The organism is Streptomyces tamarix, from assembly GCF_032423885.1.
GTDB lineage: Bacteria > Actinomycetota > Actinomycetes > Streptomycetales > Streptomycetaceae > Streptomyces > Streptomyces tamarix.
Genome location: NZ_JAWCTQ010000002.1, coordinates 250,376 through 269,017, shown reverse-complemented (window position 1 = coordinate 269,017; position 18,642 = coordinate 250,376). Strand labels below are relative to the sequence as shown.

At 71.2% G+C, this 18,642-nt stretch carries 13 protein-coding genes; 10 read left to right on the top strand and 3 right to left on the bottom strand.

Annotated features, from left to right (window positions below; genetic code table 11):
• Positions 1 to 47 precede the first annotated feature (47 nt).
• A complete protein-coding gene (locus tag RND61_RS03270; protein WP_315876087.1) occupies positions 48 to 1,004 on the bottom strand; it encodes a helix-turn-helix domain-containing protein in 957 nt (318 codons plus the stop codon).
• Positions 1,005 to 1,168: 164 nt separating this feature from the next.
• Here RND61_RS03270 and RND61_RS03265 point away from each other — a divergent pair, with 164 nt between their 5' ends.
• Entirely contained in the window at positions 1,169 to 2,203 is a 1,035-nt protein-coding gene (locus tag RND61_RS03265; protein WP_315876086.1) for a saccharopine dehydrogenase family protein, read from the top strand.
• Positions 2,204 to 2,603: 400 nt separating this feature from the next.
• On the opposite strand, the gene RND61_RS03260 is transcribed toward RND61_RS03265, so the two are convergent.
• Positions 2,604 to 4,466 carry an ABC transporter ATP-binding protein gene (locus RND61_RS03260; protein ID WP_315876120.1) on the bottom strand — a complete coding sequence of 621 codons (1,863 nt, stop codon included), beginning with the start codon at positions 4,464 to 4,466 and terminating at the stop codon, positions 2,604 to 2,606.
• Positions 4,467 to 6,596: 2,130 nt separating this feature from the next.
• On the opposite strand from RND61_RS03260, the gene RND61_RS03255 reads away from it, so the two are divergent.
• From RND61_RS03255 to RND61_RS03225, 7 genes are all read left to right on the top strand, one after another.
• On the top strand, positions 6,597 to 7,475 hold the full coding sequence (locus RND61_RS03255) for a phytanoyl-CoA dioxygenase family protein (protein ID WP_315876085.1): 879 nt from the start codon (positions 6,597 to 6,599) through the stop codon (positions 7,473 to 7,475).
• A 48-nt stretch (positions 7,476 to 7,523) separates the two neighbouring features.
• Positions 7,524 to 8,009, top strand: coding sequence for a GNAT family N-acetyltransferase (locus RND61_RS03250; protein ID WP_315876084.1), 486 nt, complete (start codon positions 7,524 to 7,526; stop codon positions 8,007 to 8,009).
• Between the two features lie 54 nt (positions 8,010 to 8,063).
• Positions 8,064 to 8,990 carry a TauD/TfdA dioxygenase family protein gene (locus RND61_RS03245; protein WP_315876083.1) on the top strand — a complete coding sequence of 309 codons (927 nt, stop codon included), beginning with the start codon at positions 8,064 to 8,066 and terminating at the stop codon, positions 8,988 to 8,990.
• Between the two features lie 158 nt (positions 8,991 to 9,148).
• Positions 9,149 to 10,345, top strand: coding sequence for an acetylornithine deacetylase (argE, locus tag RND61_RS03240; RefSeq protein WP_315876082.1), 1,197 nt, complete (start codon positions 9,149 to 9,151; stop codon positions 10,343 to 10,345).
• A 98-nt stretch (positions 10,346 to 10,443) separates the two neighbouring features.
• Positions 10,444 to 11,703 (top strand): MFS transporter, encoded by a 1,260-nt coding sequence (locus RND61_RS03235; RefSeq protein WP_315876081.1) that lies wholly within the window; start codon positions 10,444 to 10,446, stop codon positions 11,701 to 11,703.
• A gap of 360 nt (positions 11,704 to 12,063) precedes the next feature.
• Positions 12,064 to 13,485 (top strand): hypothetical protein, encoded by a 1,422-nt coding sequence (locus RND61_RS03230; protein ID WP_315876080.1) that lies wholly within the window; start codon positions 12,064 to 12,066, stop codon positions 13,483 to 13,485.
• 28 nt (positions 13,486 to 13,513) lie between these two features.
• Positions 13,514 to 14,749, top strand: a complete 1,236-nt coding sequence (locus RND61_RS03225; protein ID WP_315876079.1) for an ATP-grasp domain-containing protein — start codon at positions 13,514 to 13,516, stop codon at positions 14,747 to 14,749.
• 262 nt (positions 14,750 to 15,011) lie between these two features.
• Here RND61_RS03225 and yczR read toward each other — a convergent pair whose 3' ends face one another.
• Positions 15,012 to 16,463 carry a MocR-like transcription factor YczR gene (gene yczR / locus RND61_RS03220; RefSeq protein ID WP_315876078.1) on the bottom strand — a complete coding sequence of 484 codons (1,452 nt, stop codon included), beginning with the start codon at positions 16,461 to 16,463 and terminating at the stop codon, positions 15,012 to 15,014.
• 137 nt (positions 16,464 to 16,600) lie between these two features.
• Between yczR and yczE the strand changes: the two genes are divergently transcribed.
• Positions 16,601 to 17,308 (top strand): membrane protein YczE, encoded by a 708-nt coding sequence (yczE, locus tag RND61_RS03215; RefSeq protein ID WP_315876077.1) that lies wholly within the window; start codon positions 16,601 to 16,603, stop codon positions 17,306 to 17,308.
• Between the two features lie 559 nt (positions 17,309 to 17,867).
• On the top strand, positions 17,868 to 18,527 hold the full coding sequence (locus tag RND61_RS03210; RefSeq protein WP_315876075.1) for a DJ-1/PfpI family protein: 660 nt from the start codon (positions 17,868 to 17,870) through the stop codon (positions 18,525 to 18,527).
• The last annotated feature ends 115 nt before the right edge of the window (positions 18,528 to 18,642 follow it).

Sequence of the window (18,642 nt, the reverse complement as noted above, 5' to 3'; positions counted from 1 at the left end):
TCCCACGGGTACGGCCGGCAAGGGCGGCCCTCGCCGCGCGCGGGCCGTCAGTCGGCCCGTCCGGTGTGGTGGGTGCGGAAGGTGCGGCGGTAGGTGTCGGGTGGGACGCCGACGGTGCGGTTGAAGTGACGGCGGAGCGTGGTGGCGGTGCCCATTCCGGTGGCGGCGGCGATGGTGTCGATGGTGGCGTCGGTGGCTTCCAGCAGTTCCTGGGCGTGACGTATGCGTTGGGTGTGAAGCCATTGCAGGGGGGTGGTCCCGGTGATGGTCTTGAAGTGCCGGGCCAGGTGGCGGGAGCTCATGCCGGCGTGCCGGGCGAGGTCTTCGACGGTCAGCGGCTCGTCCAGGTGTGCCAGGACCCAGGGGAGGAGTTCGGCCAGGGGGTGGTTGCCCGGGGCGGGGAGGGGAGTGCGGACGAACTGGGCCTGGCCGCCGTCGCGGTGGGGCGGGGTGACCAGGCGGCGGGCGACGGTGTTGGCGACCGTGGTGCCGTGGTCGAGGCGGACCAGGTGGAGGCACAGGTCCATCGCGGCGGCCTTTCCCGCGGAGGTCAGGACGCCGCCGTTGTCGACGTAAAGGACGTCGGGATCGACGGTGACCTCGGGGTGACGCCGGGCGAGTTCGTCGGTGTGGGCCCAGTGGGTGGTGGCGCGCCGGCCGTCGAGCAGCCCGGCGGCGGCCAGGACGAACGCGCCCGTGCACAGGGAGGCCACCCGTGCCCCGGCCCCGTGGGCGGCACGGACGGCGTCGACGAGTTCGCCCGGCGGGTCGACGTCGACGTCGGCCCAACCCGGCACGATCACGGTGTCCGCTCGTGCCAGGCCGTCGAATCCCTCGTCGGGTTCCAGCCGGAAGCGGCCCACGGTCACCGGTCCCGCACCGCACAGGGAGAACCGGTACCAGGGATCGACCAGATGGGTCAGGTCCGAGCCGAAGACCTCGCAGGCCAGGGACAACTCGAAAGGGAGCATGCCGTCCGCGACGGCCAACGCGACGCTTCGCATGTCCGAAACTGTACGGCCCATGTCGTTCCGGACCGTCGTCGGGGTGGTGGGGACCCGGCCAGGATGGATCCCGTCACAGCGCACCGACCCGCCGGAAGCAGGAGAAGAGGGCGGCCGGTCGCGCGGATACGGGAGCTGGCATGAGAGTCAGAGGGAGCGGTTTCGTGAGCGGCACGGCACACAACACGGTGGCGGTCTACGGCGCGTACGGGCACACGGGCGGGTTCGTGGTGGCCGAGCTGGTCGCCCGCGGGTACGTGCCGGTCCTCTCGGGCCGCGACGGCGAGAAGCTGACCGCCGTGGCCGGTGCCACCGGGCTGGAGGCCCACCCCGCCCCGGTCGATGACGCGGCCGCTCTCGACCGGGCGGTGGCCCGTACGGCAGCGGTGATCAACTGCGCGGGCCCGTTCGCCGCCACGGCCGGCCCGGTGATCGAGGCGGCTCTGCGGGCGGGGATCCCGTACCTGGACGTGGCAGCGGAACTCGAGGCCAACCTCGACACCTTCGCCCACTACGCCGACCGGGCGCGCGAGGAGAAGGCGACCGTCGTCCCGGCGATGGCGTTCTTCGGCGGCCTGGGCGACCTCCTGGTCACCGCGGCGATGGGCGACTGGACCCACGCCGACGAGGCCCACATCGCCTACGGCCTCAGCGACTGGCACCCCACCACCGGAACCCGCCGGTCCGGCGCGGTCTCCCGCGAACGGCGCGGCGAGCACCGCCTGCGCTACGCGGGCGGCAGGTGGGAACGCCGCACCGACACGCCGCCCACCGTCCAGTGGCCCTTCCCCGCCCCGATGGGTCCCCGCCCCGTCGTCACCGAGTTCACCATGGCCGATGTCGTCACCGTCACCGACCACCTCTCCATCCGCGACGTCCACACCCACATGGCCGTCGACGCCGTCCAGGACATCGCCTCACCCGACACCCCCGCGCCCACCCCGACCGACGACCTCGGCCGTTCCGACCAGACCTTCCTGGTGGACGTCGTCGTCCGTTCCGGCGGCACCGAGCGCCGCGCCGCCGCCGAAGGCCGCGACATCTACGCCGTCACCGCGCCCCTGGTCGTCGAGGCCCTCGACCGTGTCCTGACCGGACGCGTCCGCACCACGGGAGTCGCCTCCGCCGGCCGCATCTTCGACGCCCCCGACTTCCTCACCGCCCTCACCCCCCACATCACCCTGCGCCCCCGTCCCTGACCTCCCGCGTCCGGACACCGCCACCCGCTCCACGCCCAGGTGGACCGGGGCTGCCGCCGATCAGTGGAATCGCGCAGTCGTCACGCTTCTGACCGGAGGGCCGTACGGGGTGGTGGGGCGCCGCGCAGCCCCACGGCCCGCGACGACCGCGCTGCACGTGACGTGTCCGGGCGGTGAGGCACGGTTGGCCGGCACGCCGGCGCCGTCCGGGACGGACAGCAGTCCGGCCAGGGCCTCCCGCCCGTGCGGGTGCCGTGTCAGGGACGCCCCGGTGGTCGCGCGGGCGGGGGAGCGGGTGGGCGGCGCGTCGTCACCTCGGGACGGCGGGGGAGGGGCGGAGAGATCCCCGGCCGTGGGCACGGCCGTCTCGGCGGGGTGCACCGAGGCGGCACCGGGCCGCTCATGCGTGCGTCCCGTGCTTCTCGCCACCCGACTCGGACGTGACCTGGTAGGACAGCAACCGCTGGAACAAGCCCGACTGTTGGGCGAGCTGGGTGTAGGTGCCCTCCTGGACGATCCTGCCTTCGTCGAGGACCACGATCCGGTCGGCGACGGCGACGTTGGTGATGCGGTGGGTCACCAGCAGCACCACCCGGTCCCGGGCCACGTCCCGCAGCCGCTGGAAGATCCGGTATTCGGCGCGGGGGTCGAGGTTCGCCGTCGGCTCGTCGAGGACCAGCAGCCCGGCCTGGCGGAAGAACGCCCTGGCCAGAGCGATGCGCTGCCACTGACCGCCGCTGAGTTCCTCCCCGTTGAGCCACTCGCGGGCCAGGAGGGTGTCCAGCCCGGCGCCGAGCTGGTCGACCACCTCGTCGGCGCCGGCCGCCTCGCACGCCTCGTGCACCGCCGCGTCCCCGCGCGCCGCGGGCTGCCCCTGGGTGACGTTCTCGCGTACGGTCAGCGGCCAGCGCGCGTAATCCTGCGGCACCAGGGCGACCCGCTGCCACAGCGCCTGCGGGTCGGCGTCACCGGTGGGGACGCCGTCCCACAGCACCTGCCCGCCCGTGGGCAAGTACAGGCCGCTGACCAGCTTCGACAGCGTCGACTTCCCCGAGCCGTTGAAGCCGACCAGGGCGGTGACCTCCCCGCGGCGCAAGGTCAGCGAGACACCGGACAGCGCGTCGCGGTCCTTGCCCGCATAGCGGTGGGTGACCGACTTGATCTCGATCGTCTCCGGCGGTCCGGGCCGGTGCGGGCCGCGGCGCATGCGGAACCCCCCGGCCTTGTCCAGGAAGCCGCTCCAGTCGTCCATGTACAGGCCCGTGCGCACGGCGCGCGCCCCGACGGCCACCAGGCCACGGACCGACTGGCCCACCGTTTGCAGGGCGAAGACGGCCGTCCCGGCGTACCCGACGGTGATCCGGCCGGTGGCGAGGAGCCACACGACCGCCGCCCACACGACCGCCGATCCCAGCCCTCCGCACACTGCACCGACCAGGGACATGCGGGCGCCCTTGTCGGCCGCGGCGCGGTCCTCGCGGTTGATCCGGGCGACCGTCTGCCGGTACCGGCCGGACAGGAAGCCGGCCATGGTGCCGGCGCGGATCTGGTCGGCGGCCTCCCTGGTGTAGATGTGCCAGCGCAGCACCGACAGCATCCGCTGGTCGCCGTTGCTGCGCAGGTTCGCCAGGTAGCGCACGCGGGCGGCGCTGACCTGGGCCAGGGCCTGGGGCAGACTGGCCGCCACCAGCAGGGGGAGGAGGACGGGGTGCACGCCGGCCAGCACGATCGCCCCGGCGAGGAAGCCGGCGCTCGAAGCGATCAGGTCCTGGCCTTCGTCGATCAGGTCGCCGGTGACCTGCGCCCCGCGGTCGGCGGCCTCGTGGTCGCGGTTGAAGTCGGGTTCGTCGTAAGCGCACAGCTCCACCTCGGCGCAGCCGGCGAGCAGCATCTGTTCGGCCTCGCGCGACATCTGCGGGCCCAGGCGGGAGGACAGCCAACTGACGGTGATTCCCAAAAGGGCGCGTGCCGCGGAGGCGCCGGCCAAAAGGGCCACGGACGGCCAGGCTTCCAGGAGCCGGTGGTAGACGTCCCCGTCGGCCAGGAGGGCGGTGAGGGTGCCGTTGACGGCGACCAGGCCCAGGGCCTGCATCACGCCGGCGGCCGCCTGGCACAGCAGCAGGCCGATGGTCGCCCGGCGGTCGACCCGCCAGGCCAGGGCCAGCGAGCGGCGCACCAGACGGGGCAGGCGTCGGGCCATGTCGCGCATCCGGATGGACCGGCCGGCCGCTTCACGGCTGCCGGTCAGATCGACGTAGCGCATCTGCGGCTCTGCGACGGCCGCCTCGGAGGCGCCGTCCGACGTGGTTTCGGGGCGGTCGTGCGGTTGGGCGGAGGGCGCCGCGGGGGTGGTGCGCGGACCGGGGACCCTGTCGGCTGAGGCATCGGTGGGTCCACTCATGCCGCCCACCTCGTACTCGGTCGTGCCGAGCGGCGGGCACCGCTGCCGACGTGCTGCGCGCGGTGGGTGTCAGGGCCCGGGGCGGGCTGCCGCTGTTCGAATTCGGCAGTCCGATGCGCGGGAACGGGTACGGGATTCACGGATTCCTCCACAGGAGTGCGCAAGGGGCCTGGGCGAGTCCAGAGCGCCCCGCGGGGGTTCTCCGGCGGGGGACGACGGTGGTCCCCCTTCCGGCCTCTGGCGGTCCTCTGGCGTGGTCGTGGTGCTCAACGACCCGGCCGAGGCATCGAACGCGTGTGTTTCGGTCGCTCTCGACATCCCGAAGCGAAGCGGGCGGTGGAGCGTGGACGATGCACCGACCCGCCCCCGGCAACGGGAGTGCGAAGGAAGGGGGGTGGCCGAAACGCCGATGCTCGCCGGTGGCGGGCTGAACCTTCTGTCCCCTCGGCTCCCCGGCAAGGACCGGCCCCCTTCCCGGGGAGGAGGCTCCGATCGACCGGATGCGGGCGCCGGGAGCGAGCGAAGCCGCCGGCCGCGGTTGCCCGGAGCGATCGCGTCGTACGACACGGTGAGGAGGTGTTGCTCGACGGTGGCCCCGGCAAGGGCGTGGTGGGCGCCCTGGGAGAAGCCGCCGCAGCCGACGATGTCGACTGGTCGGATCCGTTCCCGAAGAGGATCCGGGCCCCGAAGACCGCCGTCGTCCTTTTGCCTCCGGCCGGATCCTCTCCTTCCCGCCCGCGGCCCTCTCGTCGTCACGCCCGGTGACTCCTCCGGCCGTCCCACCTCCGCTCCGGCGCGTCGGCAGCCACGACGATCATTTCGCTGGGAAAAACTCTCCCAACTTGGCTCGATCAATCCATTGACTGGCGTGTTTCGTGCGGACAGCAGGCCGGCAGATCTTGTATTGCAGGGAGCCGTGGGGCATCTGCAATAACGCCGGTTGACACCGTGGCACGGACATGCCATGGTCAAGAGTGTTAGCCGAGATTAAACGCACGAATTGATCCTGAGTGGCGGGGTGAAAGCGGGCGGGCATGTACCCTCCCGCGCTGATCTTCGCAGGCCCGTTGATGTCCCGACCGTGGCCGTGCCGGAATTGATCGATCAGCAATGCTCCGCGGGGGCGCACGCGAGACCTGGCACTTTCTCTGATCCATTTCGCGACCACGCCGAGGGGTGCGTCGCGTGGCCTGCGGCCTACGGGTTCTCCAGGCAAGCCATACGCCAAGAAAATTTCGTTGCGATTTCCAATCAAACCTCATTGGGGAAACGGTGAAATTTCCTGAGAGTCGATTATGGGCCGCAGCGGCGGCTGTGGTGGTTTGGCGAGGCGCTGACGATGCTCTGCCGTGACCCCTCTCTCCGTCCACGCGAAGAGGGCCGTGAACTGCCCGGGTCGCTTCAGCGCGACGCCCTCCCGGAACGGCGGGGGCCGGCGGATGTCGTTCCCCCGCGCTGCGAGGCGTTGGTGAGGGAACCCATCTGGCAGTACGTCCCGCGGTGGCCGGAGTGCGCCAAGGTCCTTGAGGAAGGCGAAGGGGTCGTCCGGTGCTGAGCGTGTCCGGTGCGCGACACCCCCGGGCGATCGGCCTTCCCTCTCTCGCCCGGCCGCTCCTGCGGGGCGAGGGCCCCGTCGTCCTTCCCTCCCGGCGAACTGGTGGCACCCTTCAGGGCCCGTCGCCTTCCCGTGGTCCCGGGCCGGGGTTCCCGCACGTCTCTTCGTGCCGGTGAACCTCTGTGCTCGCACGCCCTGACGCTCCCCTGTGGCTGCCCGGTTGGTGGATCGAGTAAGCCCGACGGGGATCCAAGGTGGAAGGCGTCCACCCCTTTCCGAACGGTTCTTCATTCGATGGCGGGTGTGCACTGGATCTTTTATTGTCGTGTACGCCTCATCAAGTGACGGGTGAGGCAGAAAACAGCGCTGGGGCCAAGCGGACCGTGTTTCGGGAGTTCTCAATGATAAATCCGGAGTTTTCTGTCACAGACAAAGACGTGCAGAGTTTTCGCGAGCACGGCTTCCTGAAGCTCAGGCAGATCTTCTCGCCAGAGCTCGTTGAACACATGCGGAAGCTGGGCACTTCGGAGGTCGCACCGCCCTCGGGCAACTACGGATCGGGCTTCAGCAAGCTGAAGTACGACATCGGCAACGACGACCCGGAGATTCTCGGGCTCATGAGTGACCCCGCTTTCTGCGGGGCGATGAACAAGATCATCGGGCAGCGGGTCTTTTTTACCCAGGGTCTCGGCTTCGAGTTGGAGAAGAACAAGAGCACTGGGTTCCCCTGGCACGTCGGCACCCAGAGCTTCGGGTTCCAGCGCCGCGAGGACGCGGGGTACACCATCTGGACGCCCCTGTGCGACATCGTCGCCGATGGCCAGCGCGGCGGGATGAAGTACGTCTCCAAGAAGCTGCTGTCCGGTGAATTCGTGTACCAGCACATCAACCTGTTGCCCGAGTACATGAGCAGCCAGGCCGAATCCGGCCGTGACTTCACTTACGACGACTTCAGCGACCTGAAGAACAGCCTGCTGAACTCGCCTCAAATGAAGGGCCTGCTGGACCACTTCGCGGTGGAGGACTCGTTCGAGCCCGGCGATGCCCTCATCTTCGACAAGTACGTACTGCACCGCAGCGTCCAACTCGGCGAGGGCCCGATCCCGTCCCGCCTGGCCTATGCCCTGCGCTTCTCTTCGGTCGACGCCCAATACGACAAGGAACGCGTCGAGGCTCTCGCCTACCCGCGGGTCGCCTTCAACTACGACGTGGGAAGCGACTTCAACGAGAAGGTGGCCTCGGAGCAGGGCGAACTGGTCTATGCCAGCCCATACTTCGGCGGTACCCGCGAAGCCCGCACCCTGGACGCCGTCTGACCCGGTCCCGGAACGGTTCCGCCGTCCCTTGTTCAGAACTGGAAAGAAATGGCGATCACCGAGCACAGTGCTCTCACGGGACTTCGTCCGGCCTCGGTCCAGGACAGCAGGCAGCTGGAGGAGATCGCGCGGGAGGCGTACGGGAAGTACCTCGGCCTGGTCGACGAACCACCGGCCCCCCTGCTCCTCGACTACCGCGAGGTCGCCGCATCCGGCCGCACCCATGTCGCGGTCTCGGACGACGGGGTCATCGGCATGGTGACGGTCGAACCGGACGACCCGTACCTGATCCTGCGCAACCTCGCGGTGCACCCGGTCTGCCAAGGGCAGGGAATCGGGAAGAAACTGGTCGAGTTCGTGGAGGAAATGGCTCGATCGGCCGGGCTGAAGGGCGTCCGGCTCTGGACCCGGGCCGAGATGGTCGAGAACATCTCCTTTTACAGGCGTCTCGGCTACGTCATCACACACGCTGAACGCAACGAGCACGCGCATCGCGTGTTCCTCTGCAAGGAATCGAGCTCACGCCGGGATTGACCCCCCGCACGTCGAAACACGCTTGCGAAGCAGAAACGAGCTGGAAGGGAAAAAGTGGTTGCTGATTCCACGGTCGTCGCGACCCGGCTTACCGAGACCTTCGTCGCGGAGGTGAAGGATCTGCCGATCACCCCGGAGGTGATCGACGAGCACGGGCGGGCGATCTACGAGACCTACCTGGACCACAAGGTTCTGGTGTTCCGTGCCCAGGACATCGCGGCCGGCGTGTTCGCCAAGTTCGGCACGATCTTCGGGCGGCCGGAGGAGCACCACGTCATCAAACTGCGCCACCCCGAGGAGCCGACCCTCACCTACCTCTCGAACCAGGACGAGCCGGGCCGGAACAAGGAAATGAAGACCTCAGGCCAGGGCTGGCACTCGGACTACTCCTACAAACTGGTGCCGGCCAGCGCGACGATGTTGCACGGCCTGGAGATTCCGGCGAACGGCGGGGACACCCTCTTCGCCAACGCCGAGGCGGCGTTCGCCGACCTGCCCGAGGAACGCAAGGCGTACCTGCGGACGCTACGGGTGCGCCACCAGTACCGGTGGTCGCCGAACCGCGAGGACCCGTGGGCCCGCTGGAAGTACATCGGTGCGGAGGAACGCAGGAAGACCCCGGAGATCACCCACCCGCTCGTGCGCCGGCACCCGGACACCGGCCGCGAGTGCCTCTTCATCCAGCCCCACGTCATCGGCAGCGTGGTGGGGATCGAGGGGATGGAGGAATCCGAGAGCACAGCCCTGATCGACGAGCTCATCGCGCACATCACGAGCGCCCCCTACACCTATCGGCACAAGTGGAGCCCCCTGGACGTGGTGGTCTGGGACAACCGCTGCCTCCTGCACTCGGCGACGACGAAGGACCTGGACGAGCGGCACGTGCGGCGGCTGCTGCGCCTCACCACGCACGGGCAGCCGGTGACCCCGTCGCTGCCGGAGGTCGGCCACAGCCGGCTGTCCGCCCAGTCCGGAGACTGACCGGCCGGGCCCGGCGGCGTGGCTCCCCGCGTCACCGGGCCGGGCACCCCGAAGCAGCGGGCGCCCGAATCCTCCCCTTTCGCCGGGGTGTCCGTCCCGCTGCTCCCGTGGAAGCGCCGCGTCCCAGTCCGACCGAGCCGACCTCGAAGCGAGCCGCCATGTCATCCGGTATCCCCGTCCGCCTCTCCGGCAAAGACCTCTACGCCCACATGCTCGCGATTCTCGAGAGGCTGGTGGGCATCGACACCACCAGCCACCGGTCGAATCTCGAACTGATCCACTACGTTCAGGACCTGCTCTCGGGCAACGGCATCACGAGCCACCTGCACTGGAACGAGGAGCACACCAAGGCCAATCTGGTCGCGACCGCGGGACCTGCGGCGGACGGCGACCGCGGAATCGTCTGGTCGGGGCACACGGACGTCGTACCCGTCGAAGGCCAGGCGTGGTCGGCGGACCCCTTCGCGCTCCGCGTCACCGACACCGTCGCCATCGGTCGTGGAACGGCGGACATGAAGGGCTTCATCGCCTGCTGCCTGGCCATCCTGACCCAGGTGGAGCACGAGCGCCTCACCACGCCCCTCACCCTGATGCTCACGTACGAGGAGGAGATCGGGTGTGTCGGAGCGCGCCGCCTCGTCGAGGAGATGCGCACCTGGGAGGGGAAGGTCAAGGGCTGCATCGTCGGTGAGCCGACCGGGCTGCGGGTGGTCGTCGGCCACAAGGGCAAGCAGAACCACAGGCTCACCTTCGACGGGGAGCCCAAGCACGCCGCCCTGGCTCCGCTGATGCCCAACCCGATCGCCGCCGCCGCCGCGGTCATCGGCCGCGCGACGGCGCTCAACGAGACGTTCCGAACAACGGGCCCCCACGACGAACGCTTCGACATCAGCCACTCGTGGATCAACATCGGACGAATCGAGGGCGGGGTGAAGCCCAACATCGTGCCTCAGCACTGTTCCGTGGAGTACGAGGTCCGGAGCGTCCCCGGCCACGACTGCGACTCCATCGCCTCCGAACTCACCCGCCTCGCCACCGGGGAGGTGCAGGAGGACATGCGGGCGAAGTCCGGCCTCGCCGAGGTCCGCGCCGAACGGCTCTCCGACACCCCCTCCTTCTCGATCGACCCGGCGCACGAGTTCGTCGCCTTCGTTCAGAAGGCGTTCGGCGCGGCCGACGAGCCGCAGTTCGTGCCCTTCGGCACCGAGGCCGGCCTCATCTGGGGACACGGCCGGATCCCCGCCGTCGTCTGCGGCCCCGGCTTCATCACCGAGGCACACGTCGCGGACGAGTTCGTCTCGCTGGACCAGCTCCAGCAGTGCCTGGACCACCTGCGGTCCCTGCCCCTCGGCTGAAGCTCCACCCGCCCGGGTTCCCACGCACCGGCCCGGTCGGCGCGCGACCCGTACACACCCGCGCGGCGACCGTCGCGTCCGACAAGGAGAAGAACCGCGTGAGAAGTGACGGCGCGCTCGATACGGAGACGACGCCCGACACCGTGGTGCAGCGGTCCCGGCTCGGCCGGCAGTTCACGAAGCTGTGGGCCGCGACTTCCGCCTCGGCCGTGGGCGCGGGCGTCTCGCTGGCCGCCGCACCCCTCATGGCCAGTACGCTGACCGACGACCCCCGGCTCATCGCGGGGGTGAGCGTGGCCCTGACGCTTCCCTACGCGCTGTTCGGCATCCCGGCGGGTGTTCTGGTCGACCGGGTCGACCGGCGCCGGACCATGGTGCGCATCGACTTCTTCCGCGGGCTGGTCATCTCCGCGCTCGTCCTGCTGGTGGCGCTGGACTCGGCCGGCCTGGGGGCGCTGTACGCGTGCTTCTTCCTCATCGGAACGTGCGAGACCTTCTTCCGGAACGCCGCCCAGATCCTCGTTCCCTCCGTCGTCTCCGAAAAGCACCTCGTCGCGGCGAACGGACGCATCATGAGCTCCGAGACGGTGGGCAACCAGTTCGTCGGACCGCTCATCGGCTCCTCGCTGTTCGTGCTCGCGCCCGCCGTTCCCTTCGGGATCAACGCGGCCACCTTCTTCGCCTCGGCGACCCTGCTGACCTGTTTGCGCCTCTCCGCGGGGGGCGACCCCGGCCCCTCCGCGGAAGAACGCCCCCGGCTCCTCACCGACATGGCCACCGGCCTGCGCTGGCTCTTGCGGCACCGGCTGCTGCGCAACCTGTCGCTGACGGCCGGGGCGGTCAACCTCGTCTACACCGGCGCCCTGGCCGTGCTCGTCGTCTACGCGCACCACGAACTGGGCCTGTCCGACGTCGGGTACGGGGTGCTGGTCGCCTGCCAGGCCGTGGGGGCCATCGGCGCCGCCAAGCTGTCGCCACCGCTGGTCCGGCGCATAGGCCACGGACGGACACTGGTGAGCGTGGTCACGGCGTTCGGCTGCAGCAACCTGATCATCTGGCTGTTCCCCTCGGCTTGGGCCGTCGGACCGGCCCTCGCACTGGGCGCCTGCGCCAGCGTCACCTGGAACACCGTCACCGTCGTCCTCCGGCAGACGCTCGTCCCCAAGGAACTGCAGGGTCGCGTCAACAGCATCTACCGGCTGTTCGCCTGGGGCGCCCTGCCGATCGGCGCCGGTCTGGCCGGCGTGATCTCCAACAGCTACGGCACCCCCGCCGTGTACGCGCTCGGCGTCGGCGTCATGGCCGCCGTCGCGGTCCGCCTCGCCTTCGGCGTCCGCACGTGGTTCTCCCGTGCCTGACCCGCGCGAGGCGGACGCCCCAGGCCTCCGCTTCTGTACCTTCACCGCACTCACGCACCCGGAACGCCGCCTGCGCGTCGGCCGTCACCGCCCGGTGGTGCCCCGTGCCGGCGTCGACGCCGACCCGTACCCGCGCGTGGGACGTGCCCGAGCCCGTCGCCCCGCCCCGCCGTGACCAGCCTTCCCCGGTCCGGGAAACACTCCGCCGACAGGTCCCCCACCAGCGGCGACCGCAGCTCCCCACCGGTGGTCGGAGCGCCCCGGAGGACCGGGCGGCCGTTCTCCCCGAACCGTCGACAGCAACCAGCCGTCAGCCACACCCGGTCCTCCCGGACCGCCCACCTTCTGAGGGAACCTTCCATGACGCAGCCGCCCATCGCCCCGCACGCTCCCCGGTCGGGACTCGGGGCCGAGTACCTCGACCTGCTGAAGCGGCAGGGGGCCGCTCCCGCCGCGTTGATCGAGCACGTGGTGGCCGACGACCTCGTCACGGTGGCCTACCGAGGCCGCTTCCTCGCCTCGCCGGTCTTCCTCTCGGCCGCCGAGCGCCGCGCCGTGGCCGCCGACCTCCTCCAGATCCACCGGCTGCTGTCCGAACTGCCCCGGAGGCTCTTCGGGGGCGACATCGAGGGGCTGGCCCGCGGCGTGGGGATGACCGGCACCCAGGCCGACATCGTCCGGCGTGCCGCGACGGCGGACGCACCGCTGATGCCCCTGGCCCGCTCCGACCTCTACCGCGGAGCCGACGGCTTCAAGCTGCTCGAACTCAACATCACCAGTGCCCTGGGCGGCTTCGAGAACGCGGGCATCAACCGGGCCATGCTCCGGCACCCCGTCCTGGCCGGCTTCGTCGCGGAGCGGAACCTGGGCTACGCGGACACCTTCGGCGGCATCGTCAAGACGCTGTACGCGGAGTGCGCCGCGCACATGGACACGGACGGCCGACGACCCGTCGTCGCCCTGGTCGACTGGCCGGAGAGCTTCGTCTCGTACGAACCCCGCCTGCGAGTGATGGCAGCGCTGTTCGACGGCATGGGGATCGACGCCGTGCCCTGCCACGTCGGTCAGATCACCGAACGCGGAGGCCGCCTGGAAGTCGCCGGCCGCGCCATCGACGTCGTGTACCGCTTCTTCCTCGTCGAGGAGATCGCCACCCCCGCCGACGCGGCGGCCGTCGAGCCCCTGCTGCGCGCCTTCGAGGAAGGCGGGGTCGGCATGTTCAGCCGCCTCGACTCGGAGCTGTACGGCAACAAGGGCACACTGGCCATGCTCTCCGACGAGCGCCACCGCTCCGCCTTCACCGCCGAGGAACGGGCCTGCATCGACCGTTTCCTGCCGTGGACCCGGCACGTCAGGGCCACCACCACGGACCGCGCGGCGCAGGAGGTCGCCCTCCTGCCGTACGCCGTCGAGCACCGGGCCGACCTCATCCTGAAGCCGACCCTGCTGCACGGCGGCAGCGGCATCGTGCCCGGCTGGACCGTCGGCCCCGAGGAGTGGCGGGCTCGGCTCACGGCGGCGATGGACGGCCCCTACGTGGTTCAGGAGCGCATCCGGCCGATCCCGGAGGTCTTCCCCGCCGACGACGGCGACGGCACACAGGACCTCTTCCTCAACTGGGGGGTCTTCCTCACCGACCCGCAGGTCACGGGAGGGGACGGCTACAACGGGTGTCTGGTGCGGGGCAGCACCGACCCCGAGGTGGGCGTCGTGAGCATGTCCGGCGGGGCACGCGTCGCCTGCTCCTTCCACGAGACCGGCGAAGCCGTCGAGCCGTCCTGACGGTCGGAACACCAGTGAGGAGGCACTGATGAAGATCGCAGTGATCGACGGCTACTCCACCGGGCGGGCACTCGTGTCCGCCCTCCGTGCCCGCGGAGGGGTCTGCGTGCACGTGCAGTCCGCCCGGTGGATGCCGGAGTACTTCACCCGGGGCTTCGACGCCGGGCACTACGAGGCCCTCCTGGACGGCGGCGGCGACCCCGCCGGGCTCGCCGCCCGGCTCGCGGAACTGGGCGTGCACCGGGTGGTGGCGGGCACCGAGTCGGGCGTGATCCTCGCCGACACCCTCACCCACCTCATGGGCCTGCCGGGAAACCGGCACGAGACGCTCGCCGCGCGGCGCGACAAACGGCTGATGGCCCAGACGGCCGCGGCCGCGGGCGTGGCCGTGCCGCGGGGAAGGTCCTTCGACGACGCGGACGAGGCCGCGCGCTGGTTCACCGACGTCGGCCTGACCGAGGCCGTCGTCAAGCCGTTGAACAGCGCCGGCACCGACAACGTGCGGTTCTGCCGCACCGCGCACGAGGTCGGTGAGGCGTGCAAGGCGGTCCTCACCTCCCACAACCTCTTCGGGCAGGCCAACACCGCCGCTCTCGTCCAGGAACGCGTGCACGGCGTCGAGTACTACGCCAACACCGTCTCGCACGAGGGGACCCACCGGTTCGCGGAGTTGTGGCGGTACACCAAGCGGACCGGCACCGACGGCTACCCCGTCTACGACTACGAGGAGCCGGTGACGCTCGGCTCGGCCGAGGCGGCGCCGCTGCTGGACTTCGTCACCGCGGCCCTGGACGCCCTGGGAATCGCATCCGGCGCGGCCCACACCGAGGTGATGATGACCGCGCGCGGGCCCGTCCTCATCGAGACCGGCGCCCGCCTCGGCGGCGGTACCGCGCCCGACGTGGTGGAGAACCACTCGGGCGTCTCGCAGACCCGCCTCCTGGCCGACACGCTGCTCGACCCCGCACGACTCCGGGACTTCGACGATTCGTCCGTCACGTGGTCCGGGGCGCTGCGCAACGTCGCCCTCATCAACCCGGTGGCGGGCGTCGCCAAGCCGCTGGACTGGGCCGAACGCCTACGGGCGCTGCCCACCCTGGTCCACCTCGCGCACGGAGTCGTCCCGGGCGACTACCTCCCCGACACCAGCGACTTGATCAGTTCACCCGGATACGTGTACCTCGCCGCCGAAGACCCGCAGGACATCGCACGGGACTATCGGGCCCTGCGGGCCATGGAGGACGAAGGCCCCTACACCCACTGACCGCCGTTCGGCCGCGCACGGGCCGCCCGGATCGGCGGAGGGAAGAGACGACGGCACCGGCCACCGCGCCCGTACCCGGCAACGGTCACGACCACTTCCCGGTACCGCCCGTGCAGGCCGGCGTCCCGCCGATCCCCGCCACCGGACCGGGACGGATCGCCCCGCGCATGTCCCTGCCGGCGGCGATCCGTCCCCGGCCCGGGCCCAGGTACGCCGGACAGCCTCCCGGCCGGAGCCCGGGCAGGCCGCGCGTCGGACCCGGTCACACGACCCATGGCGGCCACCGGGTGGCCGACGGGGCCTTCAGCCCCTCCGCCAGGGCGGCGGCCATGCGGCCCACGGCCTCCCGCAGGACGGCGGGCGGCATCGTGTACGGAATCCGCAGGCGGTTCTCCAGGACGCCCGGATCGGTCGCGAAGCAGGCGCCGCCCTCGATGCGCACCCCGTACTCCAGGCTCCGCTCGGCGAGGGCGACCGCGATGGGTTCGCCGATGTCGACCCAGATCGACAGCCCGCCGGACGGCAGCCGCCAGGACCATTGGGGGAGGTGCTCCTCCAACGCCCCGGACAGGGCGGCGCGCTGCACCCGCAGTTGTTCCAGGTGCGCCGGAAGCAGGTCCTCGACGCCGTCGAGCAGGGCGTTGGCCAGCAACTGGTCCAGGACGGAACCGCCCAGGTCGGAGGCGACGCGCTGGGCGGCGAGTTCCGTCACGACCTGCGAGGGCGCGCGCAGCCAGCCGATGCGCAGCCCGCCCCAGTGGGTCTTGCTCATCGAGCCCAGGGTGATGACCCGACACGCCGCGTTCGGCACGGCGAGGGCGGCGAACGGGGCGGGCGCCGGGACGTCGAGGGCCAGTTCGGCGGTGGTCTCGTCGATCACCAGCCAGGTGCCGGTGTCCCGGGCCGCGCGCAGGACCCGGGCCCGGACCTCCGCGGGCATCGACAGCCCCGTCGGATTGTGGAAGTCCGGCATGAGGAAGGCCAGCCGCGGCAACGCCTGGCGGAGCGTGGCCTCCATGATCCCGGCGTCCCAGCCGTGCTCCGACACGGGTACGGACACGGTGCGCAGACGTGCCCGGCGGATGGCTTCGAGGGCGTTGGGGTACGACGGGTTCTCGACCAGTACGCGGTCCCCCGGCGCGGTCAGCAACCCCAGGACGAGGGTGAGGGCGTGCTGGGCACCGGCCGTGATCAGGATCTGCTCGGGCACGGTCGGCAGGCCGCGCCGTGTGAACCTGTCGGCGACGGCCGCCCGCAGCCCCGGCAACCCGTAGGGGTGATACCCGGTCCTGCGCGCGTGCAGGACCAGTTGCGGAGCGATCCGGCCGAGGGCCTCCTCCAGGACCCGTGGAGGCAGGGAGGGGGCCGCCCTGGCCAGGTCGATGGTGGACTCCGGGGCGGGGAGCACCCGCGTGACGTGGTGGGGCAGCGCCTCCTCCGGCAGGGCGGTCCAGGTGCCGGAGCCCTGACGGCTGCGGGCGTACCCGCCGGCGCGGAGGAGGTCGTAGGAGGCGGTGACGGTCGGCCTGCTGAGGCGGAGCGCCTCCGCGAGGGCCCGCTCGGAGGGGAGCCTGACGTGGAGGGCGACCTGTCCTTCGAGGATGAGCGCGCTGATGGCCTTGGACAGGTGGCGGTAGGCGGGCCGGGCCCCGCGCACCTCGGGCAGCAGAGCGGCCAACTGACGTCCGGTGAGGGCGCGCGTGGTCTGGTTCACCGGGCCACCTCGAACACGACAGCCGCCATACCCATACCACTTCCGGTTGATTGGCCAGCGGATTCCCGGCGTCGACTTTACAGACTTGCCGTCAGGTGCACAGCACGGAGCACCGCCTGGACGTAGGAGGAGCACACATGGGAATCGCCACCACGCGGCGACCGCGTCGGCGCACGGGCCGGGACACCGCGCCGCCCTTGACCTACCTGCCCCTCGACGTACGGCCCGCGCGGCGCCTCGCCCAGCTCCTCACGGGGCTCGCCCTGTACGGGTTCAGCCTGTCCCTGCTGGTCCGGGCGGCGCTGGGAGTCAATCCCTGGAGCACGCTGTACGAGGGCCTGCAACACCACTCGTCATTGAGCTTCGGCGCGATCAGCGCCGTTGTGGGAGCGCTGGTGCTCCTCGCCTGGTGGCCTCTCAGGCAGCGCCCCACGCTCGGCACCTTCGCCAACATCGTCGTGCTCGCCTGCTCCTCCGACCTCGGGCTGGCCCTCGTTCCCGAGGACCTCGGGCTGCCCGCGCGGGCCTGCCTGTTGATGGCCGGCATCCTGCTGAACGGGTTCTCCGTCGCCGTCTACGTGGGCGCGCGCTTCGGGCCGGGGCCCCGGGACGGCCTGATGACGGGCGCTGCCGCGCTGACGGGCGGCTCCCTGCGGCTCGTCCGCACGGTGCTGGAGGTCTCGGTCCTCGCCATCGGTTGGACCCTCGGCGGCACCGTGGGCATCGGCACCGTCCTGTACGCGCTCCTGGTCGGCCCCGTCACCCAGTTCTTCCTCCCCCCGTTCACCTACCGCCTCCCCCACCCCACCCCGCCCGACGGCGGCACGGGGCGCGCGACGGCCTGACTCGCCACAGAGGCGCGAAGGGGGCCGTCCCCGCGCGGGCAGGGGGCACGGCCACGCCCTTCCACGGGGCCGGGCAGGCGCGGGGGCCGTCCCCGCGCGGACGGGGAGCACCTCACGCCCGGCGCAGGCCGCCGTGGACGCCCGCGAGCAAGCGGAGAGAACGGCACCCGCCGGCACCGGCGCGCACCGCCAGGCCACGGTGACGCAGGCCGCGGCCCTGCGTCGCGCCCGTGCGGAAGGGGCCGGCTGCCGGGCGGGGCCCCAGCGCTTAGAGCGGACGGCGTGACCGTCCCCACGCCGCACGGCGCCGCGCGGCGTGGGGACGGGCGGCGGCGGGGAGCCGGCGGTGAGAGCGCGGGGACGCGCAACAGGACACCCTCTTGATGCGGCAGATCGGCCGAAGGTGTGGTGTGACCCCCTCGAAGGGGGCGGACGCGCCGCAGCTTGTCGTAGATGTGGTTATTGTGCGGTGTGGTGCCGCCGTGGATCTCCCGCGGCACTCGACCACCCGTTCCGACGAGCTCCCCTCCCTCCGTCCGCGAAGCTGGGTTCTTGCCGCATGCACGTAGACACCACCGCTCCGCTGACCTTCGGGATGCTCGTCTTCGACGAGGTGGAAGTCCTCGACATGGGAGGCCCCTTCGAGGTCTTCAGCACCGCCGGCCGGCTGGCCGGCACCGCCGACGAGCCCTTGCTGAGAGTCCTGACGATCGCGCCGACCAACCGCCCGGTCCGCTGCCGGGGAGGACTGAGGGTCCTCGCGGACCACACCCTCGACGAGGATCCGCCCTTCGACGTCCTGGTGATCCCCGGCGGCGTCACCACGGCGGTCGAAGCGGACGCAGACGTCATCGCCTGGCTGGCCCGGCGTCGGCGGACCTCCGTGCTGACCTTCACCATCTGCACGGGGGTCTTCCTGCTGGCCTCCACCGGAGCCCTGGACGGCCGCCCGGCCACCACCCACTGGGAAGACCAGGAAGAACTGGCCCGCCGCTGGCCGGACGTCCGACTGCGCACCGACGTCCGCTGGCTCGACGACGGCGACATCGTCACCTCGGCCGGGATCAGCGCGGGCATCGACGCCAGCCTGCACATCGTGAGCCGACTCGTCAGCGACCACCTCGCCCGCCGCACCGCCATCCAGATGGAATACGCGTGGACGGCCCACCACCCCGCCCAAGCCGGCCCACCGGGCACAGCCTCACCGCACGGGACCTGACCGGCCCGGCGGCAGCGCCGGCGGCTTCGTCGGCCGGGGGCGAGGAGCGGAGTCGCACCCTGCGCGAGCCCAGCCGCCGAGTGGGACCGTCCCGCGCGGACGGGGAGTGCGCCCT

What these genes read in the sequence shown, in the direction of transcription:
- RND61_RS03270 (WP_315876087.1), bottom strand. Translation starts at nt 1,004, where the DNA reads ATGCGAAGCGTCGCGTTGGCCGTCGCGGACGGCATGCTCCCTTTCGAG.
- RND61_RS03260 (WP_315876120.1), bottom strand. Translation starts at nt 4,466, where the DNA reads ATGCGCTACGTCGATCTGACCGGCAGCCGTGAAGCGGCCGGCCGGTCC.
- RND61_RS03250 (WP_315876084.1), top strand. Translation starts at nt 7,524, where the DNA reads ATGGCGATCACCGAGCACAGTGCTCTCACGGGACTTCGTCCGGCCTCG.
- argE (WP_315876082.1), top strand. Translation starts at nt 9,149, where the DNA reads ATGTCATCCGGTATCCCCGTCCGCCTCTCCGGCAAAGACCTCTACGCC.
- RND61_RS03230 (WP_315876080.1), top strand. Translation starts at nt 12,064, where the DNA reads ATGACGCAGCCGCCCATCGCCCCGCACGCTCCCCGGTCGGGACTCGGG.
- RND61_RS03225 (WP_315876079.1), top strand. Translation starts at nt 13,514, where the DNA reads ATGAAGATCGCAGTGATCGACGGCTACTCCACCGGGCGGGCACTCGTG.
- yczE (WP_315876077.1), top strand. Translation starts at nt 16,601, where the DNA reads ATGGGAATCGCCACCACGCGGCGACCGCGTCGGCGCACGGGCCGGGAC.
- RND61_RS03210 (WP_315876075.1), top strand. Translation starts at nt 17,868, where the DNA reads ATGCACGTAGACACCACCGCTCCGCTGACCTTCGGGATGCTCGTCTTC.